Origin of the sequence: Acuticoccus kalidii (assembly GCF_021556395.1) — a bacterium.
Taxonomy (GTDB): Bacteria; Pseudomonadota; Alphaproteobacteria; order Rhizobiales; family Amorphaceae; genus Acuticoccus; species Acuticoccus kalidii.
On the sequence record NZ_JAKGCS010000036.1, the window covers coordinates 405,840 to 424,242 of the forward strand.

Consider the following 18,403-nt stretch of genomic DNA (forward strand, 5'->3'; position numbering starts at 1 on the left):
GTGTTCGCCGCGAAGGCGGCACCGATGGGGCGGAGGGGCTGAGATGGCCGTGCATCATGGGCGCGGCTTCGCCGCGATCAACTACCCGATCGGCATGAACCTCGGAGGCGATCCCTCCCAGGCGCTCGTCCACTCCAACCCGGACGGCAAATTCATGGTGGCGCTGTCCTCGATCGATCTCGGTCAGGGGATGAAGTCCGTCACCCGGCAGATCGCGGCCGAGACGCTCGGCGTCCCGGTCGAGGACGTCTATGTTGACACCGCCGATTCCGACACCGGCCCGCATTGCATGGGCTCGTTCGCCTCGCGGGGCACGCACCGGGTCGGCAATGCCGTCATCCAGGCCGCCCAGGAGGCGCGCGCCGTGATGCTCGAGGCGGCGGCGGAGGAGCTCGAAGTCAACGCCGCCGACCTCGTGACCGACGGCAAGGGCAACATCCACGTCCGCGGCGCGCCCTCGCGCTCGATCACGACCGGCCAGGCGAGCGCGGCGGCGCAGTTCAAGCAAGGGCGCACCGTCTCCGGTCGCGGCATCTTCCTGATCCCGCTCTCGGAGGTGAGCCCGGAGACCGGCGAGATGACGCCCGTCTCCTGTTTCGCCCACGCCGCCCTCATCGTCGATCTCGAGGTCGACGACGAGACCGGCGAGGTCCGCGTCATCGAGATCAACTCCGCCTACGAAGTGGGGCGGGCGCTGAACCCCAAGCTCGTCGAGCAGCAGCTCGTCGGCGGGGCGTGGATGGGTCTCAGCCACGCCCTTTACGAGACGACAGAGCCCTATTATCCGAGCCGCGAGCACGGCCCGGTCGACTTCAATACCTATCTGATGCCCGGCCCCGGCGACATCGCCCCCCACAATATCGCGGTCCTCGAGCGCCCGGCCCCCGATGGGCCCTATGGCGGCAAGGGGCCCGGCGAGATGTGCGCCAACCCGGTGCTGCCCGCCGTCGCCAACGCCGTCTATGACGCGGTCGGCGTCAGGATCCGCGATCTTCCGATCACCCCGGAGAAGGTGTTGCGCGGCCTCAAGGAGAATGGCGGCGCGCGGCCGAGGGCGAGCCGGGCGAACAGGGCGCGCTGATGGCGGTGCGGGCCAACATCGTCGGCATCGACACGCCGGACAGGCTCGCCGCGGCGCTGCGCGATGCGCAATATCTCGCCGGCGAGTCGCTCGCGACGGCGGCCTATCTGGCGCTCGCGCTCGGCAAGCCTTTGCTCCTCGAAGGGGCGCCGGGCGTCGGCAAGACCGAGGCGGCGAAGGCGCTCGCCTCGATTCTCGGCCGCCAGCTCGTCCGCCTCCAATGCTATGAGGGGATCGACGCGGCGGCGGCGCTCTATGAGTGGAACTATCCGCGCCAGATGCTCGCGATCCGCCAAGCGGGGGACGCCTATGTCAACATCTATGCCGACGAGTTCCTGATCGCCCGACCGATGTTGGAGGCGCTGGAGCACCCGCGCGACACCGTCCTCCTGATCGACGAGATCGACCGGGCCGATCATGAGTTCGAGGCCTTTTTGCTCGAATTCCTCTCCGATTTCTCGATCTCGATCCCCGAGCGCGGGACGGTGCGGGCGCAGGAGCCGCCGGTGGTGGTTCTCACCTCCAACCGAACGCGTGAGCTCCACGAGGCGCTCCGCCGCCGCTGCGTCTATCACTGGATCGATTATCCGGACGCCGCGCGCGAGGCCGATATCGTGATGATGCGCGCCTCGACCGTCACGCGGCGGACGGCCGACCGTGTGGTCGCGGCAGTGGAGCGGTTGCGCGCCGAGCCGCTCGCCAAGGCCCCCGGCATCGCCGAGACGGTCGAGTGGGCCGAGGCCGCGACGCTGTTGGAGGCGCAGGGCAATCCCTGGCCCACCGCCTTCCGCCGGGCGATCGGCGTCGCGCTCAAGGACCAGGACGATATCGCCTTCCTGTCGGGCCGGCTCGACGAGATCCTCGACGAGACGGTCGGGTGAGGCGAGCGGCGGAGAGCATCGCCGAGCTTCCGCGCGCGGCGGCGCCGTTCGTCACCTTTTCGACCCTCCTTCGCGCCAACGGCTTCAGCGTCGCGCCGGAGCAGACCCAATCCTTCATCGCCGCCGTCGGTCTTCTCGGGCCACGCCGGATGGCCGACATCCACGCCGCCGCCCTCGCGACGCTCGCCCCGTCGCCCGACCGGCGCGAGGCGTTCGACGCGCTCTATCGGGCGCACTTTCTCGGCCAGACGCTTCCCGGCGCGACTCCCACCGAGGAGGAGGAGGTCGCCTATGAGCCGGAAGAGGGGGCCGACGAGGATTTCGAGCCCGAGGAGATCAACGAGGCGGGCGGCGAGGCGACCGCCGCCGAATCCCTCGCGCTGCGGGGCTTTCCGCCGCTGAGCGAGGCGGAGGCGCTCCGCCGCTTCCGTCGCGCGGCGCCGGCGCGCCTGCCGCGCCGCCGCTCGCGCCGGATGGCGAGCGGGCGCGCCGGCGAGCGGCCCGACATGCGCCGCGCGTTGCGCGACGCGGTGCGGCGCGACGGGGAGATCGTCCGCCTGCCGCAGCTCCGCCGCCGCACGCGTCAGCGCCGCATCCTCCTCCTCATCGACGTGTCCGGCTCGATGAAGGGTGAGACGGATGCCGCGATGCGCTTTGCCCATACGCTGACGCACGCCGCCGAGCGGGTCGAGGTCTTCACCGTCGGGACGCGTCTCACCCGCGTCACCCGCGCGCTGCGCCATCGTCGGCGCGAGACGGCGCTCGCCGCCGCCGCCGCCGCGGTCGCCGACTGGGACGGCGGCACGCGGCTCGGCGATGCGCTCCGCGCCTTTCTCGGCGTGCCGCGTTATGCCGGATTCGCGCGCTCGTCCTACGTCATCATCCTGTCGGACGGTCTGGAGCGGGGCGATCCGGCCGCGCTGGTCGACGCGGTGATGCGCCTGTCGCGCCTCGCCTGGGCGATCCTGTGGCTCACCCCGCTCGCCACCCGGTCCGACTTCGTTCCCGAAACCGAGGCGCTGCGTGCCGTCGCGCCGTATCTCACCCGCATTGGCGATGCTTCGTCGCCGGGGCGCATCACCGATGAGATTCTAACCTTCGCGAGAGAGACATGAGGATTGTCGACGCTCACCACCACATCTGGCGCCGGGCGGATCTGCCGTGGCTTCTCGGGCCGACACAGCCGCGCATTTTCGGCCCCTATGACCCGATCAAACGCGACTATCTGATCGAGGAATTCCTCGAGGACATCGACGGCACCGGCGTCGAAAAGTCGGTCTACGTCCAGGCGAACTGGTCGCCGAACTGGTTCGTCGACGAGGTCGCCTGGGTCTCGCGGTGCGCTGAGGAGTCGGGCTGGCCGCACGCGATTGTCGGCTATGCGGACATGACCCAGGAGGACGCCCGCCGCGATCTCGACCGGCTCGCCGCCTATCCCCTGATGCGCGGCGTTCGCCACCAGATGCATTGGCACGAGGAGCCCCTTTACCGCTTCGCCTCCGGGCCGGACGTCGTCGGCTCCGACGCGGTGGTCGCGAATGTCGGCCGGCTCGCCGAATATGGGTTCGTCTTCGAATTGCAGATCTTCGCCCACCAGGTGCCGGCGGCGCTCCGCCTCGTGAAGGCGTGTCCCAAGGTGACCTTTGTCCTGCAACATGCCGGCATGCCGGAGAACCTCACCGAGGAGGGCAAGGCGGCCTGGCGCGCGTCGATGGAGACGCTCGCCGCCTGCAAGAACGTGCGCTGCAAGGTGTCGGGCTTCGGCACCTTCATCCATCGCAACGACCCGGCGCACGTCGCCTGGGCCGTGTCGGAGGCGGTCGCCCTCTTCGGGGCCGATCGGTGCCTCTATGGATCGAATTTCCCGATCGAAAAGCTTTGGACAGATTACACATCGTTGATCGATGCGTTCATGGCAGCGACCGCTTCGATGTCGGATAAGGAAAAGGACGCGATTTTCCGCCGAACCGCAGAAAAGATTTATCGTCTCTGAGCTGGCGACCGCCGCACGACCGCGCCGATGTTGCTCGGCGTGGTGCGACAATTTGATTTTGGAACCAAATTCACGAAAGCGAGGCCGAAAACCCAGCGAAAAGCGGTGGAACGGATCGGCGAAAGCACACGTTGGCTCCCCGTACCGGACGCGGCGCTGCCCCCTCGACGGGCGATGCGCTTTCCGAGTGAATGGAGTGATACGATGATCTCGATGCTGAAACGGGCCACGATCGCGACCACTTTCGCCGCCGTGCTGGCCGCGCCGCTGGCGTTCGCGCCGTCCCCCGCCGATGCGCAAGTCCGCATCGTCCCGCAGAGCGAGAGCAACGCCGCAACGGCCGAGCGCCGCGGTGAAATTCGCGAAGACCGGGCGATCCGCCGCGGCGAGCAGCGCGCCAATATCGCCGAGAGCCGCGGCAACTACCGTCAGGCCGATCAGATCCGCCAGAAGGCCGACCAGCGCGCCGACCGCGCCGAAGATCGGGCCGAGGCGCGCGAAGACCGAGCCTATTACAACAATCGTGACGGCTATGTCGCGCAGAATCCCTATCGTCGCGACCGCTACAACGATGATGGCACCGAGGTGCACATCAATCTGAACTGATCGAGCGCAAGCATTGATCGGATGAGGAGGCCGCCGCGAGGCGGCCTTTTTCGTTTTTCGCGGCGCTGAGACTTACCCTGTCGTCTGATTTTTCATGTGAACCCCTTTGCCGCCGCCGGCGCATCGGTAAATTTTTTTCCACCGCGCGACAAAACCCGGTCGCGTCAACAACGACAATCGGCGGTTGGGGGAGACGATGGCGCTGGAAATCAAGCTGCTCGACTATGGCGATATCGAACTGGAATCGAGCTTCCTTGTCCTCGGTCGCGATTGCGGACGGACGCGGCGGGTGCCCGTCTACGGATTCCTGATCCTCGGCGGCCAATATCCGGTCGTCGTCGACACCGGCTATCGCGACAATCGGATCATGGAAACGCTCGGCATGCGCGGGCTGCAATTCCACGAAAACATGATCGAGAACCAGCTCGCCCGGCATGGCGTGAAGGTCGGCGATGTCCGCTATGTGTGCCACACGCACCTTCATATCGACCATGCCGGCAAGGACGATCACTTTCCGATGAACACCACGGTGGTCCTCAACCGCCGTGAGATGGAGCATTCGGTCTCCGGCCTCATGCATCCGCAATATCCGAAGCCGGACATTCAGCATCTCGTCGAGCGGCTCCACACCCCCGGCGCGCTCCGCTTTGAGGATACCGAGATCACCGGCGAGGTGGAGTTGATCCCCGGCGTGACGCTCGATTGGGCGGGCGCCCACACCGAAGGCTCGATGAACGTCCATGTCGAGACCGCGGAGGGGCGGGCGACGATCTGTGGCGACGTGATCTATGACTTCAACGACCAGATCGTGACCCCTCTGCACGAGGTGAACGACCACGAGCCGCGCGTCACCGGCAACCATTCCTGCACCAAGCGGCAGGAGAAGGCGGCGATCAAGAAGCTCCTCAACTCCTCCAAATTCCTGCTGCCGATCCACGACAAGCCGGCCAAGATCGAGGCCGCGCAGGTGGTCGGCCGCCTCGACATGGCGGTGCCGGGGCCGGTCAGTCAGACCGTGCCGCGCCGCAATTGGTTCCCGGTGTGAGGAGGACGCCATGAGCCACGAGGCGCTTCACCCCGAATTTCGCCATCTCGTCGACGAGCACGCCCCGGTGCGCCAGCTCGGCACCGGATTCACCTTCACCGAGGGGCCGATCTGGCATCCGGAAGGCGGCTATCTCCTGTTCTCCGACATGCCGGAGGACGTGCGCCGCCGCTGGGACGGGGCGGGCGTGCGCGCGGTGCTGAACGGCACCAACAAAGGCAACGGCATGACCTACGACGAGAGGCACAATCTCGTCGTTTGCGAGCATGCCACGTCGAGCCTTGCCCGCATCGCGCCGGACGGCACGCGCACGGTGCTCGCCTCCCATTTCGAGGGGCGGGAGCTGAACAGCCCGAACGATGTCGTCGTCGCCTCGGACGGGGCGATCTGGTTCACCGATCCCTGGTATGGGCGGATGCCGGTCTTCGGCGTGGAACGCCCGCGTGAGCTGGGCTTTCAGGGCGTCTACCGGGTGACGGAAGGGGCACGCGAGCCGACGCTCGTCGTCGACCGCTATCAGTTCACGATGCCGAACGGGCTCTGTTTCTCTCCCGACGAGACGAAGCTCTACATCAACGACACCGAGCAGGCGAACATCCGCGTCTTCGATGTCGGGCCGGAGGGGCGGCTGTCGAACGGCCGGGTGTTCGCCTCCGGCATCAAGGACACGTTGAAGCCCGGCGTGCCGGACGGGATGAAGTGCGACCAGTACGGCAATGTCTGGGTGACGGCGCCGGGCGGGCTGTGGGTCTATGCGCCCGACGGGCGGCATATCGGGACGGTTTCGATCCCGGAGCTCGCGGCGAACCTTCATTGGGGCGGCCGCGATTGGCGCACGCTCTTCGTCTGTGCGAGCACCTCGCTCTATGCGGTCGACGTGAAGGTCGGCCCCCGCAACGAGCCCTTCATGAAGGCGACGGCCGGTCGCCGGGCCGGCTCCGCGAGCACCGCCGCCGCCCCGCCGCCACGGTCCGAAGGCGCGGCGCAGACCGGCGAAGCGGGCGATCTCCGCCTCGACCCGTCCCGCTGCGCGCTCATCATCCAGGACATGCAGAATGATGTGGTGATGGACGGCGGCGCCTTCGCCGCCTCCGGCGCGCCGGACCATTGCCGCGAGCAGAACGCGATCGCGAACACGGCGCGCCTCGCCGCGCGGTGCCGCGAGCTCGGGATTCCGGTCATCCATGTGTGGTTCGTATGCCCGCCGGGCGCGAAGGGGCTCACGATGAACGCCCCGCTCTTCGAGGGCATCGCCGAGACCGGCGCGATGACGCGCGGCACCTGGGGCGTTGCGCCCGTCGCGGGGCTCGAGCCGCAGCCGGGCGATCATGTCGTCGAGAAGATGCGGATGAGCGCCTGGGAGGGAACGAGCCTTGAAACGGTGCTCAAGGCGGAGGGGCGCGACACCATCATCGAGTGCGGTGCGTGGACGAACATGAGCATCGAGCACACGGCCCGCACCGGCGCCGACAAGGGCTATCTGATGGTCATTCCCGAAGACGGCTGCTCGACGATGAATGCCGACTGGCACCGGGCCTCGATCGAGTACGCGTTGCAGAACGTGTCCGCCGTCACGACGGTCGATGTGGTGATCGCGGCTTTGCGCTGAGCGCCCGTTCGCGGCTTGGCAAATATGTTTCATGCGCGCCGTGTTAATCGTCGCGAAAAATCTCCGTTCCGGATCCAATTCGGCGCGGTATCTCGGTCTCGTTCGGGTCTTCCCGCGAAAAAATCAGACTGGTGGTAACAAATTCCGCTCGAATGACTTTGGGGGGTGACGGCCGACACCTGTATCCTCCCGCCCGGACTTGGACATCGGAGCGACTGTTGCCCCGGTAAGACCAACGGGGTTGCAGAAAAGCTCGCATATCAAAAACGAGAGCGTCGGCGGCGGCCACGGCCCCCGCGCGGTGCGACACCGTCCAATGGGAGGACAATGATGATACGCACTTTGATGACCACTGCGGCCGTCGCGGCGATCATGGCGACCGGGGCGCACGCCCAGGAAGGCGAGCCGCTGAAGGTCGGCTTCATGGCGACCCTCGAGGGCACCTATACCGTCCTCGGTGAGGACGGCCAGCGCGGCTATCAGCTCGCGATGAAGCAGCACGACAGCGAAGCCGGCGGCCGCCCGATCGAGACCATCGTCGCCTCGACCGATGCGAGCCCGGATTCGGCCGTGCGCGCCGCGCGCAAGCTGATCGAGCAGGACGGGGTGGACTTCATCATCGGTCCGCTCTCCGGCTCCGAAGGCATCGCGATCCGCGATCTGGCGAAGAACTATCCCGACGTCACCTTCATCAACGGCGCGTCGGGCGCGCAGGAGACGACCTATGTCGATCCGGCGGAGAACCTGTTCCGCTTCAACATGGACGGGGCGCAGTGGGGCGTCGGTCTCGGCGACTATGTGGCCAATGAGAAGGGTTGGAAATACGTCGCCGCGGTCGCGGAAGACTATTCCTTCGCCTACACCAACTTCCTCGGCTTCGCGCACGAATATTGCGAGGCCGGCGGCGAGATCGTCGAGCGCTTCTGGGTGCCGCTCGGCACCAAGGATTTCGCCTCGGTAATCGCCGCGCTGCCTGACGATGTGGACGCGATCTATGTCGGTCTCGGCGGCGGTGATGCGGTGAACTTCCTCAACCAGTATCAGCAGGCCGGGGGCGATGCGAACCTCATCGGCGGCACGATCATGGTCGACGGCACCGTGCTCAACTCGAAGGGCAACGCGAAGCAGGCCCTCATCGGAACGCCGGCGTCCGGACCCCAGGCCGACACGTGGGATGATCCGAAATGGCAGGAATATGTGAAGGCCTATCAGGACGCGTGGCCGGCCGATCAGCGCTTCGCGAGTCCGTCCCTTCTCGGCACCGCCTATTATAACGCGACCAATGCCGCGCTGGAGTGCGTCGACGAAGTGAACGGCGACCTCGGTGAAGGGCAGGCGGCGTTCCGTCAGTGCCTCTCGAACCTCGAGCTCGATGCGCCGAACGGCAAGATCACGCTCGACGAGAACCGCCAGGCGATCGGCTCCAACTTCGTGATCGAGGTGGTCGAGACCGACGATGGTGGACTTGCGACCAAGCTCGTGAAGAAGGTTGACGGCATCAACCAGACGCTCGGCATGGACAAGGCCGATTTCGACGCCATCGGCAGCCCCGGCCGCGACGTTCCCAAGTGCTGATCCCGGCCCTCTAATTCGGGCCCCACGCCCATTCGAGATGGCGCGCCGCACGGTGCGCCATCGTCGTTCGCGGCGATCGATCGGCTCTTTCGATCATCGTCGAAACAGCGCTTGACGCCGTCATCGGGCAGCTTCATCCTATTTCGATGGATGTCGAAATAGCAGCGCGCCAGCTCGAGGCGCTCGGAAACGTCACGCGCCTCGAAGTCTATCGCGCGCTCGTGCGGGCAGGGCCCGACGGGCTCGCCGTCGGTCAGCTCCAAGCGCGCTTCGGCATCGCGGGCTCGACCCTGTCGCATCATCTGAAGCGGCTTTTGGAACGCGGCCTCATCTCTCAGGAGCGGCAGGCGACGAGCCTCATCTGCCGGGCGAATTATAAGGCGATGGACGGCCTCATCGGCTTCCTGGCCGATGAATGCTGCGCCGACGGTGCGGGCGCCACGCGCGGCTCGCCGAGGGTGCGGAGTCTCGCGTCCGCGCCATGAGGGAACCGGTTCACTCGAAGATGGCGGGGGCCGCCTCCGGGATCGTCACGTCGCGGGGCGGGGATCGCGCACGGCGCGTCGCCCCTGCGGCGCGCGAGGCTGCGGGCCGGCGCCCATGACGATCGGCGCCGCGGCGGAACCGGGCGAAGCGGACCCGCACTGGACGCGCCGTCACGTCATCATCTCCGCGCTCGGCATCACGCAAATCCTCGCCTGGGGCTCGTCTTATTATCTCCTCGCGGTGCTCGCCGCGCCGATCAGCCGGGCGACCGGGTGGAGCAGCGGTTTCGTGGTCGCCGGCTTCTCGGTCGGTCTCCTGGTCTCGGGCCTGATCTCGGTGCGCGTCGGCCGGTTGATCGACGATCATGGCGGCCGGCCCGTCCTCGCAGGTAGCGCGGTCTGTCTCGCAGCCGGTCTCGCGCTGCTCGCGGCCGCGCCCAATCTCGTGGTCTATCTGTGCGCCTGGCTCGTCATCGGGGCGGGCATGGGGACGGGCCTTTACGACGCCGCTTTCTCCACCCTCGGCCGGCTCTACGGCGCGCGCGGCCGCAGCGCGATCACCATGCTGACCCTCTGGGGCGGCTTTGCGAGCACCGTGTGCTGGCCGGTGACAGCCGCTCTCGTCGAGGCGGTCGGATGGCGCGGCACGTGTCTTGTCTTTGCCGGGATCCAGCTCGGGATCGCCTTGCCGATCCACTGGCTGGTGCTGCCGGCCGAGACCCCGCGCCGCGCCCGCGCCAAGCCGGCGGACGACGCGTCACCGCCGCGGCCCGCGCCCGACGGCGCACGGCTGAGGCGGTTGCTCCTTCTCGGCGCGATCGTCACGACGGCGGGGGTGATCTCGGCCACATGGTCGGTGCACCTCATCACGATCCTGCAATCGCAGGGGCTGACGCTCGCCGCCGCGGTCGGGCTCGGCGCCCTCGTGGGGCCGGCCCAGGTCGGCGCCCGCATCGTCGAGATGCTGGGTGGCGGGCGGCATCATCCGATCTGGACGCTCGCCGCGGCGACGCTCCTCATCGGCGCGGGCCTCGCCCTCCTCGCGGCGGGCTTTGCGATCCCGGCGATCGCGCTCCTCGCTTATGGGGCCGGCAACGGGATCTTCTCGATCGCCCGCGGAACGCTGCCGCTCGCCCTTTTCGGCCCGGCGGGCTATGCGCGGCTGATGGGGCGGATCGCGATGCCGAGCCTCATCGCGCAGGCGCTCGCGCCGTCGCTCGCCGCGCTCCTCATGGTCCGCTTCGGTGCCCATGCGACGCTCGTGACGCTCACGGCCCTCGCGTGCGCCAATGTCGCCGCCGTCGCGCTGTTGTGGCTCTCCGCGCGCCGATCGCTCCGCGCCTAACCCTTGCAGGCCGCGACCAGAGCCTCCGTGTCGTCGAGAAGGTCGCCGATCTCGGGAAGGAGGTCGTTCTCCGCCTCGAAATCGCGGCCGGTGAAGGCCGACATCAGCGCGAGCCCGCCTTCGTGGAGCGGCAGCGGCACCGATTTCGCGCGGGCGGTCAGGATCAGCGGCCAGATCCCGAACGGGACATCCTCGGCGATATAGCGCGTGTCGAGCGAGGTCGGGCCGCGCGGGCCCTCTTTCATCCGGTGGACCGTTGCCGCCATCTCCGCGAGGGGGGCGGCGGCGATCGGGAAGGTGTGCACGTAGTGCTCCTCCACCGTCTTCACCCCGTAGCCATAGGAGCGGGCGAGCGCGAGGCGCTCGGCGTCGAGGCCGAGGATCAGGCGCGCGACGGCGGGGGTGATGCCGTCATAATTGTCCCAGGCCTCGCCCTTCTCGATCCGGGTGAGGTTGCCGAGCGCGTTCGCGAGGTGGATCGGCGGATTGAGGTTCGAGAAGGAGAGGGCGAGGAGATCTTCCACGGGATGGAAGCGGTCGCCGAACAGGATGCGCTGGAGCTCGCGCACATGGCCGGAGGGGTCGGCGAGCACGGCGACGTCGATCCGGCTTCTGAGGTCGTCGACCTGGACGCGGTCCGGGGCGAGGCGGCGGCCGGTCGCAAGCGTCGTCGACCAGGCGGCGATCGGCGCTTCGACCCCGCGCGCGGCGAGACGACGGGCGAGCACCAGCGCGGCGAACGAGGCGTGGCTCGATATCACCACCGCCTGGCCGCTCTCGATATGCGGGGCGGCGCGATCGATCATGCGGCGCATGCCGTTGGTGGGCAGCGCGAAGATCACGAGATCGGCCCCGGTGACGGCGCCTTTCATATCCGCCCACTCGGGGCGCCAGGTGCCGGAGACGGCGCCGACCGAGTTGAGCGGCCGGCCCTCCTTCAGGAAGGCGAGGCTCGCGCCGGAGGGGGAATGGAGAATGGCCTTGTGCCCGAGGCTTTCGAGCACTGAGGCGAGACCGAGGCCCATGGCCCCGGCCCCGACGATCGCAACACGCATTTAGGATCCGCCGGCAAACACGTTGGGCACGAATGTCTTCGCGAGGAAGAGATAGGGGCCTGGGATGAAGATGACCGTCAAAATCACGAGGATCGTGAGGGCGACGATCGGCAGGATGGCGAGGAAGGCGCGCGGCATCGACACCTCGCCGATCTGCGCGGCGATGAGAAGGCAGATGCCGTAAGGCGGCGTCACGAGCCCCAGCGCCAGCGAGAGACAGACGACGAGCGCCATGTGAACCTGGTTGATCCCCGCTGCGGCGGTGATCTCCTGGATGATCGGCATGAAGATGATGATCGCGGTGATGGGGCTCAGCACCGTTCCGACGATCAGCATGAAGACCATCATCAGGAGCATGATGATGGTCGGCGAATCGGCGAAGTCGATGATCAGGCTCGCGACGAGCCGCGCGACGCCGAGATAGGAGATCAGCCAGCCCATGATGCCCGCCGCCGCCACCGCGAAGAGCGGCAGCGAGTAGGACACGACCGTCTCCCGCATCATCTGCGGATAGGCCCTGAGGGGCACGGTCCGATAGATCACCGTCGCGAGGACGAGACCGAGCACAACGGCGATGGCCGCCGCCTCGGTCGCGGTGAACACGCCGCCGGTGATGCCGCCCAGAATGATCAGCGGGAGAAGCAAAGGCGGCGCGGCGGAGACGAACGCGCGCCGCGCCTCGGCGCAGGTCTTGCGCTCCAGATCCTCGACGCTGAAGGAGCGGCTCACGGTGTAGGTGTAACCCATCTGGATCGCGCCGATCAGCAGGCCGGGCAGGATCCCCGACAGGAAGAGCGCCGCGATCGAGACGTTTCCGAACGCGCCATAGATCACCATCATGATGCTCGGCGGAATGATCACGCCCAGTGTCGAAGAGGCGGCCGTCAGCGCGACGGAGAAGGGCGCGGGATAGCCCGCCTGCTTCATCGCCGGAATGAGGATGCCGCCGACGCTCGCCGTATCGGCCGCCGCCGAGCCCGACAGGCTCGCGAACATCATCGAGACGACGACATTGATGTGCCCGAGCCCGCCTTTGACATGGCCGACGAGCGCATCGGCGAAGGCGAGGAGACGGGTCGTGATGCCGCTATCGTTCATCAGCCGGCCGAGAAACAGGAAGAAGGGCACGGCGAGCAGCGCGAACGAATTGATGTTCGACTGCATCTGATTGACCACCGAGACGAGCGGCAACCCCAGCATCAGGACGGTCAGGACCGACGACAGGCCGAGCGCGAACGCGATCGGCACGCGCAGCGTCACGAGCAGCAGGAACGAGACGAGAAGGAAGATGACGGGGGTCACAGATCGCCCTCATCGAAATGGGGTGCGGGCGCGGTGCCGGAGCGGAAGGCGCGAACGTCCTCCAGGAAGACCTCCACCGTGAACAGCGCCATCGCGACGCCGGCGACGGGGAAGGAGAGGAAGAGATAATAAAGCGGCATCCGCAGCGAGATCGAATAACGCCGCCATCCCATCTCCGCGAGGCCGTAGCCGGGGACGATCATCACATAAATGAGGACGAGGCAGGCGAGCCCGGCAAAGAGCTGAAGCCCGCGATTGGCCCGCACGAACGACGCCGGCAGCACTTCGACGACATAATGAAGGCGTTTGCGCACGGCGACCGCCGCGCCGAGAAGCACGGTCCACACGAAGCACAACAGGGCGACTTCGTCGGTCCAGAGCAGGGAAATCTGGAGGTAGTTGCGCGCCACGACCTGGAGAAACACGATCGCGATGAAGAGGACGAAGAGGAGAGCCGCGATATTGAGGAGCACCGCCTCGATCGCATCGTTCACGCGTTTGAGCATTCTGTGAGGCCTCGGCGAAGCGGGGAAGCGCGCGGGCGGAGGACGGGCCGCACGGGGCGGCCCGGCCTTGGTCAGTCGTTGTAGGACTGGAGGATCTTCAAAAGGTCGAGCGCGTCGAGCTCGCTCGCGATCTCCTCATGGAGCGGGACGACCATTTCCATGAAGGCGGTCTTGTCGACATCGGTCACGGTGACGCCGTGCTCCTTCTGGAGCGTGTCGAGGAGGGTCGCGTCGTACTCCTCGCCTTTCGCGGTGCCGAGCGCGGCGGCGTTCGCGACCGCCTCGAGGAAGATCGCCTGATCCTCCTCCGACAGGCGGTTGAAGGACGGCTCGGCCATCGTGATGTGGCTCATCATGAACTGATGCTGGGTCTGCGCGTGATAGGGCGCGACCTCGTAGAGCTTGGAGCCATAATAGGCGGCGATCGAGCTCTCGAAGGCGTCGACGACGCCGGTCTGAACGCCAGTATAAAGCTCGGTCCAGGGCAGCGACGTCGTCAGCGCGCCGAAGGTCTGCCACATGCGCGCGTCCATCTGCGAGCCCGGCACGCGCATCTTCATGCCCTTGATGTCGCCCGGCTCGTGCACCTCGCGCACATTGTCGGAGAAGTTGCGGATGCCGCCGCCGGTGAGGGCGAGGAGCTTCAGGCCGAGGCCGGCCTCGTCATAGACGTCCTGGAAATAAGCGAGCACCTCGCCGTCGGATGCGGTCGCCTTCTCGAAGGAGTCCATGCCGCCGAACAGATAATTGAGGCTGAAGATCTCGAACTTCTTGAAGAAGGGGGAGGCGTTCTGCGTACCGCCGATGATGAGATCGATCGTGCCGAGACGCATCTCGTCGAGCACGGTCTGGTCGTTGCCGAGCGAGCCGCCCATGAAGATCTCGATCGTGACGCGCCCGTCGGTCTTCTCCTCGACCTCCGCCTTCAACGCCTCCGCGGCGTCGATCCAGGGATGGGGCGGATTGACCATCGTCGCGAGTTTGAAATTCTGGGCCGAAGCCGCGCTCGCGGTGAAGGCGAGGGCGGCGCCCGCAAGGGCTGCGATCAGTTTCATGGCGATCCTCCTGATAACGGGGTCGTTGCCGTGCTGTGACGCATCAGCATAGGCATGGCCGATGCCAAAGTCGTGTCTTGGATGTGACGATCGGGCGCAAACGCCTGCGCGCGCTCACGGAGCAGCGTGGCGCGGGCCTTTTCGTCCGGGGCGAATGGGGGTGGCGGCGATGGTGCGGGCGGCCCGGTGATCGCGGGGCGCCCGCCGATCGCGGTTCAGTCGATCGGGTCGCCGATGCTGACTTCGAGCGGAGAGAGGCCGCCCATCGTGCCGACGAGCTTGTCGCCCGGCACCACCGGACCGACGCCGTGCGGCGTGCCGGTGAGGATGATGTCGCCGGGGGCGAGTTCGTAGAAGGTCGACAGGCGGTTCACGATCTCCGGCAGCTTCCAGATGAGGAGGCTGACGTCCGATTCCTGCTTCGTCTCGCCGTTGACCGTCAGCTTGATCGGCCCGTCGGTGATCGTTCCCGTTTCGCTCGCGGGGGTGATGGCGCCGACCGGGCAGGAATGGTCGAAGGATTTGGCGACCTCCCACGGTCCACCCTGCAAATCGCGCCGCGTCATGTCGAGGCCGACGGCATAGCCGAACACGTGGTCGGCCCACTTGTCTTCCGGGATGTGGCGTCCGCCCTTGCCGATCGCGAGGACGAGCTCCACCTCGTAATGAAGGTTCTTCGTCACCGTCGGGTAGGGCATGACCGCGCCGGAGGCGACCACGGCATCGGCCGGCTTCTGGAAGAAGAGCGGCGGATCGCGATCGGCGCTGCCGCCCATCTCCTCGACATGGGCGACGTAATTGCGGCCCACGCAATAGATGCGGCGCACGGGGAACCGCTTGGACGTTCCGGTGATCGCGATACTCGGCTGCGGCGGCGGCGCGAGCGCGAAATCCTGCATTGCAGACGTATCCGCCATGGTTTCCTTCCCCTTTATTTAACCGGGCGCGTGGTTCGCGCCTCGTCCTTGCCTTGAGGCATAACGTATATTTTGCGCCATTTCATCCAGGAAAATCTATTTTTGGCTTGAGATCCGCCTTTGACAGTTTTTTGGCGCCATGTATCGTGTCCGGTGCGCGTCTCGTGCACCGTGTTGTTTCGGGCGTGACACAACAAAAGCGGCAAGAAAGCTGCATCATAGGGAGGACGGGTCTGATGTTGTCAGGCTATAGGACGGCATTGTTTGCCGGTGCGGCGCTCGCCGTCGCGACGTCTTGGGGTGCGATGGCGCAGACGACACCGATCACGGTGGTCGTGCCGAACCCCTCGGCGATCAACAATTTCCCGCTTTTCGTGGCCATCGGTGAAGGCTACTTCGCCGACGAAGGGCTCGAAATCACCGTCGAGGCGGTCAACGGCTCAGCCTCGGTGCTCCAGACGATGGCGGCCGGCCAGGCGCAGATCGGCAATCCGGGCCCCGGACCGCTCCTCAACGCCCGCGCGCGCGGCGAGGATGTCGTCTTCATCTACAACCAGTTTCCGAAGTCGATCTTCGGCCTCGTGGTGAACGAGAAGGCCGATGTCGACGACATCGCCGACCTCAAGGGCACGGTCGTCGGCGTCGGCACGGCGGACGGGGCCGAAGTGGCCTTCGCGCGCGGCATCCTCGCGGGTGCCGGGCTCGAAGAGGGCACCGACTACGAATTCCTGCCGATCGGTGACGGCGGCACCGCGGCGGCCGCCTTCCTGCGCGACGAGGTGACGGCCTATTCCGCCGCCGTCAGCGACGCGGCGATCATCCGGTCGCGCGGCATCGGTCTCGATGAGATCACGCCGGAAGAGTATCTCAGCTATTTCGGCAATGGCTGGGCGACCACGCGCGACTTTCTCGAGTCGAATCCGGAGGTGATCGAGGGCTTCGGGCGCGCGCTCGTGCGCGGCACGCGGTTCGGCCTCGACGAGGCGAACACCGAGAAGGTGCTCGAGCACACGACCGCGGGCAACCCGCAAGAGGGTGAGGATCGCGAGTTCGCCGCCTCTCTCCTCACCGCGATCCGCGACCGGGTCACGCCGCTCGACGTCTCCAACGGCTACGGCTATCAGCCGCCCGAGGCCTGGGAGCAGTGGCACCAGAGCCAGCTCGACACCGGCGGCCTCTCCGCCCCGCTCGACGATCTCGAAGCCGCTTACACCAACGAGTTCGTAAAGACCTGGAACGAAGGTCAGTGACCACGAACCTCGCCATGGTGGCCGAGGGCGAACCGGCCGGCGATCCTCGCCGGCCGGTCTACGAGCTCGTCGACGTCACCAAGAAATACGGCCACGTCGTCGCCCTCGAGCCGGTGAACGTCACCCTGCGCGAAGGCGACTTCGCGGCGGTCATCGGTCCCTCGGGTTGCGGCAAGAGTACGCTCCTCAAGATCATGGCCGGCCTCGTCCCACCCTCATCCGGCGCGGTCGTGCTCGAAGGCCAGCCGGTGAAGGGACCGCGCCGCGAAATCGGCATGATGTTCCAGCAGGCGACGCTCTTTCCCTGGTGCACGACGCTCGAAAATATCGTGCTTCCGATCAGCATTCGCGACGGGCGTGCGGCGGCGAAGAAGGCCGAGAAGGACGCGCTCGAGCTCCTCGAGCTCGTCGGCCTCAAGGGGTTCGAGAAGGCCTATCCCGGCCAGCTCTCCGGCGGTATGGCGCAACGCGCGGCGATCTGCCGGATGCTGATCACCGAGCCCGACGTCCTCCTCCTCGATGAACCGTTCAGCGCGCTCGACGAGTTGGCCCGCGATTTCATGAACCTGGAACTCCAGCGCATCACGTCGGCGCGCAACGCGACGGCCTTCCTCATCACCCACTCGATCCCCGAGGCGGTCTTCCTGTCGGACACCGTCTACGTGATGTCGGCCCGGCCCGGCCGGATCGTCGAGGCGGTGACGATCGACCTGCCGCGCCCGCGCACCATGGAGATGATGGTGGAGCCGGCCTTCGGCGCGTTCGTCAACCGGATCCGCTCGCTCCTCGACAAGGGAGGTTTCCTGTGACCGACCAGACGCTTTCCGAGGCGCCCTCCGTCGCGCGCAAACGCTACGAAGACACGGTCTGGACCGAGGAGGTCGCCTTCATCGACCGCATCCCGCGCGGGATCGCGATGGTCGGGCTCTTCGTCGGCTTCATCGTCCTGTGGCAGCTCGTCTATCTGTCCGGCCTCGTCTCCCCGCTCATTCTGCCCTCGCCGTTGGAGACCGGGGCGGACATCGTCTTCGTCGGCAAGAACCTCTTTTCCGGCGGCTACATGCTGACGGCCTTCTTCGTCACGACGCAGGAGGTGCTCGTCGGCTTCGTGATCGCGATGGCGATCGGCTTCTCGCTCGGCATTCTGGTCGGCGAGACCTCATTCGGCGAACGGGCGGTGCTGCCTTATCTCGTCGCGATCGACACGATGCCGAAGGTCGCCTTCGCGCCGCTCTTCCTCGCCTGGCTCGGCTTCGGGATCTCCTCCAAGGTGGCGCTCGCCGCCTTCATCGCGACCTTCCCGATCGTCGTCTCGACAGCCGCCGGCCTCCATGCGGCGGACGACAACGCGCGGATGCTCTTCAAGGCGATGGGGGCGACGCGCTGGCAGACCCTCTTCCGCATGAAGATTCCGACCGGACTGCCGCACATCTTCACCGGCCTCAAGATCGCCGCCGTCGGCGTCATGGCCGGCGCGATCACCGCCGAGTTCCTCGGCGGCGGCAAGGGGTTCGGCGAGCTGATCCGCGTCGCGGCCTCGCAGCTTCAGACCCCGCGCGTCTTCTCGCTGATCATCTATCTCAGCCTGCTCGGCTTCGTCCTCTTCTGGACGGTGGTTCTCGTGGAGCGTCGCCTCGTCTTCTGGCATCGCTCGACGATCTCGGGGGTCGATGGTGGGCGCTGAAGCGGGAGCGTCCC

General features: G+C 66.8%; 18 protein-coding genes. 13 read left to right on the forward strand and 5 right to left on the reverse strand.

The annotated features are described in order from the left end of the window. Nucleotides 1–43 precede the first annotated feature (43 nt). From L1787_RS22865 to L1787_RS22910, 10 genes are all read left to right on the forward strand, one after another. Nucleotides 44–1,081 carry a xanthine dehydrogenase family protein molybdopterin-binding subunit gene (locus L1787_RS22865; protein WP_235711421.1) on the forward strand — a complete coding sequence of 346 codons (1,038 nt, stop codon included), beginning with the start codon at nucleotides 44–46 and terminating at the stop codon, nucleotides 1,079–1,081. Then, nucleotides 1,081–1,962, forward strand: coding sequence for an AAA family ATPase (locus tag L1787_RS22870; protein ID WP_235711422.1), 882 nt, complete (start codon nucleotides 1,081–1,083; stop codon nucleotides 1,960–1,962). Before L1787_RS22865 ends, L1787_RS22870 begins: the two co-directional genes overlap by 1 nt. Next, nucleotides 1,959–3,077: a VWA domain-containing protein gene (locus L1787_RS22875; protein WP_235711423.1), complete on the forward strand. Its 1,119-nt coding sequence runs from the start codon at nucleotides 1,959–1,961 to the stop codon at nucleotides 3,075–3,077. Before L1787_RS22870 ends, L1787_RS22875 begins: the two co-directional genes overlap by 4 nt. Continuing rightward, a complete protein-coding gene (locus L1787_RS22880) occupies nucleotides 3,074–3,955 on the forward strand; it encodes an amidohydrolase family protein (RefSeq protein ID WP_235711424.1) in 882 nt (293 codons plus the stop codon). The genes L1787_RS22875 and L1787_RS22880 overlap by 4 nt, the downstream gene beginning before the upstream one ends. A 27-nt stretch (nucleotides 3,956–3,982) precedes the next feature. Further along, a complete protein-coding gene (locus L1787_RS22885; RefSeq protein WP_235711425.1) occupies nucleotides 3,983–4,561 on the forward strand; it encodes a hypothetical protein in 579 nt (192 codons plus the stop codon). Nucleotides 4,562–4,757: 196 nt separating this feature from the next. Beyond that, entirely contained in the window at nucleotides 4,758–5,606 is an 849-nt protein-coding gene (locus L1787_RS22890) for an N-acyl homoserine lactonase family protein (RefSeq protein ID WP_235711426.1), read from the forward strand. Between the two features lie 10 nt (nucleotides 5,607–5,616). Continuing rightward, nucleotides 5,617–7,215 carry an isochorismatase family protein gene (locus L1787_RS22895; RefSeq protein ID WP_235711427.1) on the forward strand — a complete coding sequence of 533 codons (1,599 nt, stop codon included), beginning with the start codon at nucleotides 5,617–5,619 and terminating at the stop codon, nucleotides 7,213–7,215. A gap of 345 nt (nucleotides 7,216–7,560) precedes the next feature. Next, a complete protein-coding gene (locus L1787_RS22900; protein ID WP_439648312.1) occupies nucleotides 7,561–8,790 on the forward strand; it encodes an ABC transporter substrate-binding protein in 1,230 nt (409 codons plus the stop codon). A 146-nt stretch (nucleotides 8,791–8,936) separates the two neighbouring features. Further along, entirely contained in the window at nucleotides 8,937–9,275 is a 339-nt protein-coding gene (locus L1787_RS22905; RefSeq protein WP_235711429.1) for an ArsR/SmtB family transcription factor, read from the forward strand. Nucleotides 9,276–9,390: 115 nt separating this feature from the next. Further along, nucleotides 9,391–10,620 (forward strand): MFS transporter, encoded by a 1,230-nt coding sequence (locus L1787_RS22910; RefSeq protein WP_235711430.1) that lies wholly within the window; start codon nucleotides 9,391–9,393, stop codon nucleotides 10,618–10,620. On the opposite strand, the gene L1787_RS22915 is transcribed toward L1787_RS22910, so the two are convergent. The 5 genes from L1787_RS22915 to L1787_RS22935 all read right to left on the reverse strand — a co-directional run bounded on the left by L1787_RS22915 (nucleotide 10,617) and on the right by L1787_RS22935 (nucleotide 15,455). After that, on the reverse strand, nucleotides 10,617–11,675 hold the full coding sequence (locus L1787_RS22915) for an NAD/NADP-dependent octopine/nopaline dehydrogenase family protein (RefSeq protein ID WP_235711431.1): 1,059 nt from the start codon (nucleotides 11,673–11,675) through the stop codon (nucleotides 10,617–10,619). The two genes, L1787_RS22910 and L1787_RS22915, sit on opposite strands and share 4 nt — an antisense overlap. Further along, complete coding sequence (locus L1787_RS22920; protein WP_235711432.1) at nucleotides 11,676–12,977, reverse strand: TRAP transporter large permease; 1,302 nt, start codon at nucleotides 12,975–12,977, stop codon at nucleotides 11,676–11,678. It abuts the gene before it with no gap. After that, nucleotides 12,974–13,483 carry a TRAP transporter small permease gene (locus tag L1787_RS22925; RefSeq protein WP_235711433.1) on the reverse strand — a complete coding sequence of 170 codons (510 nt, stop codon included), beginning with the start codon at nucleotides 13,481–13,483 and terminating at the stop codon, nucleotides 12,974–12,976. Before L1787_RS22925 ends, L1787_RS22920 begins: the two co-directional genes overlap by 4 nt. A gap of 71 nt (nucleotides 13,484–13,554) precedes the next feature. Continuing rightward, the gene (locus L1787_RS22930; protein ID WP_235711434.1) at nucleotides 13,555–14,538 is read right to left on the reverse strand and encodes a TRAP transporter substrate-binding protein; all 984 of its coding nucleotides are present in this window, start codon (nucleotides 14,536–14,538) and stop codon (nucleotides 13,555–13,557) included. A gap of 215 nt (nucleotides 14,539–14,753) precedes the next feature. After that, complete coding sequence (locus L1787_RS22935; protein ID WP_235711435.1) at nucleotides 14,754–15,455, reverse strand: fumarylacetoacetate hydrolase family protein; 702 nt, start codon at nucleotides 15,453–15,455, stop codon at nucleotides 14,754–14,756. 236 nt (nucleotides 15,456–15,691) lie between these two features. Between L1787_RS22935 and L1787_RS22940 the strand changes: the two genes are divergently transcribed. The 3 genes from L1787_RS22940 to L1787_RS26165 are packed head-to-tail and all read left to right on the forward strand — an operon-like array spanning nucleotide 15,692 to nucleotide 18,389. Then, the gene (locus tag L1787_RS22940) at nucleotides 15,692–16,705 is read left to right on the forward strand and encodes an ABC transporter substrate-binding protein (RefSeq protein WP_235711436.1); all 1,014 of its coding nucleotides are present in this window, start codon (nucleotides 15,692–15,694) and stop codon (nucleotides 16,703–16,705) included. Continuing rightward, a complete protein-coding gene (locus L1787_RS22945; RefSeq protein WP_235711437.1) occupies nucleotides 16,702–17,514 on the forward strand; it encodes an ABC transporter ATP-binding protein in 813 nt (270 codons plus the stop codon). The genes L1787_RS22940 and L1787_RS22945 overlap by 4 nt, the downstream gene beginning before the upstream one ends. Next, the gene (locus tag L1787_RS26165) at nucleotides 17,511–18,389 is read left to right on the forward strand and encodes an ABC transporter permease (RefSeq protein WP_235711438.1); all 879 of its coding nucleotides are present in this window, start codon (nucleotides 17,511–17,513) and stop codon (nucleotides 18,387–18,389) included. Before L1787_RS22945 ends, L1787_RS26165 begins: the two co-directional genes overlap by 4 nt. The last annotated feature ends 14 nt before the right edge of the window (nucleotides 18,390–18,403 follow it).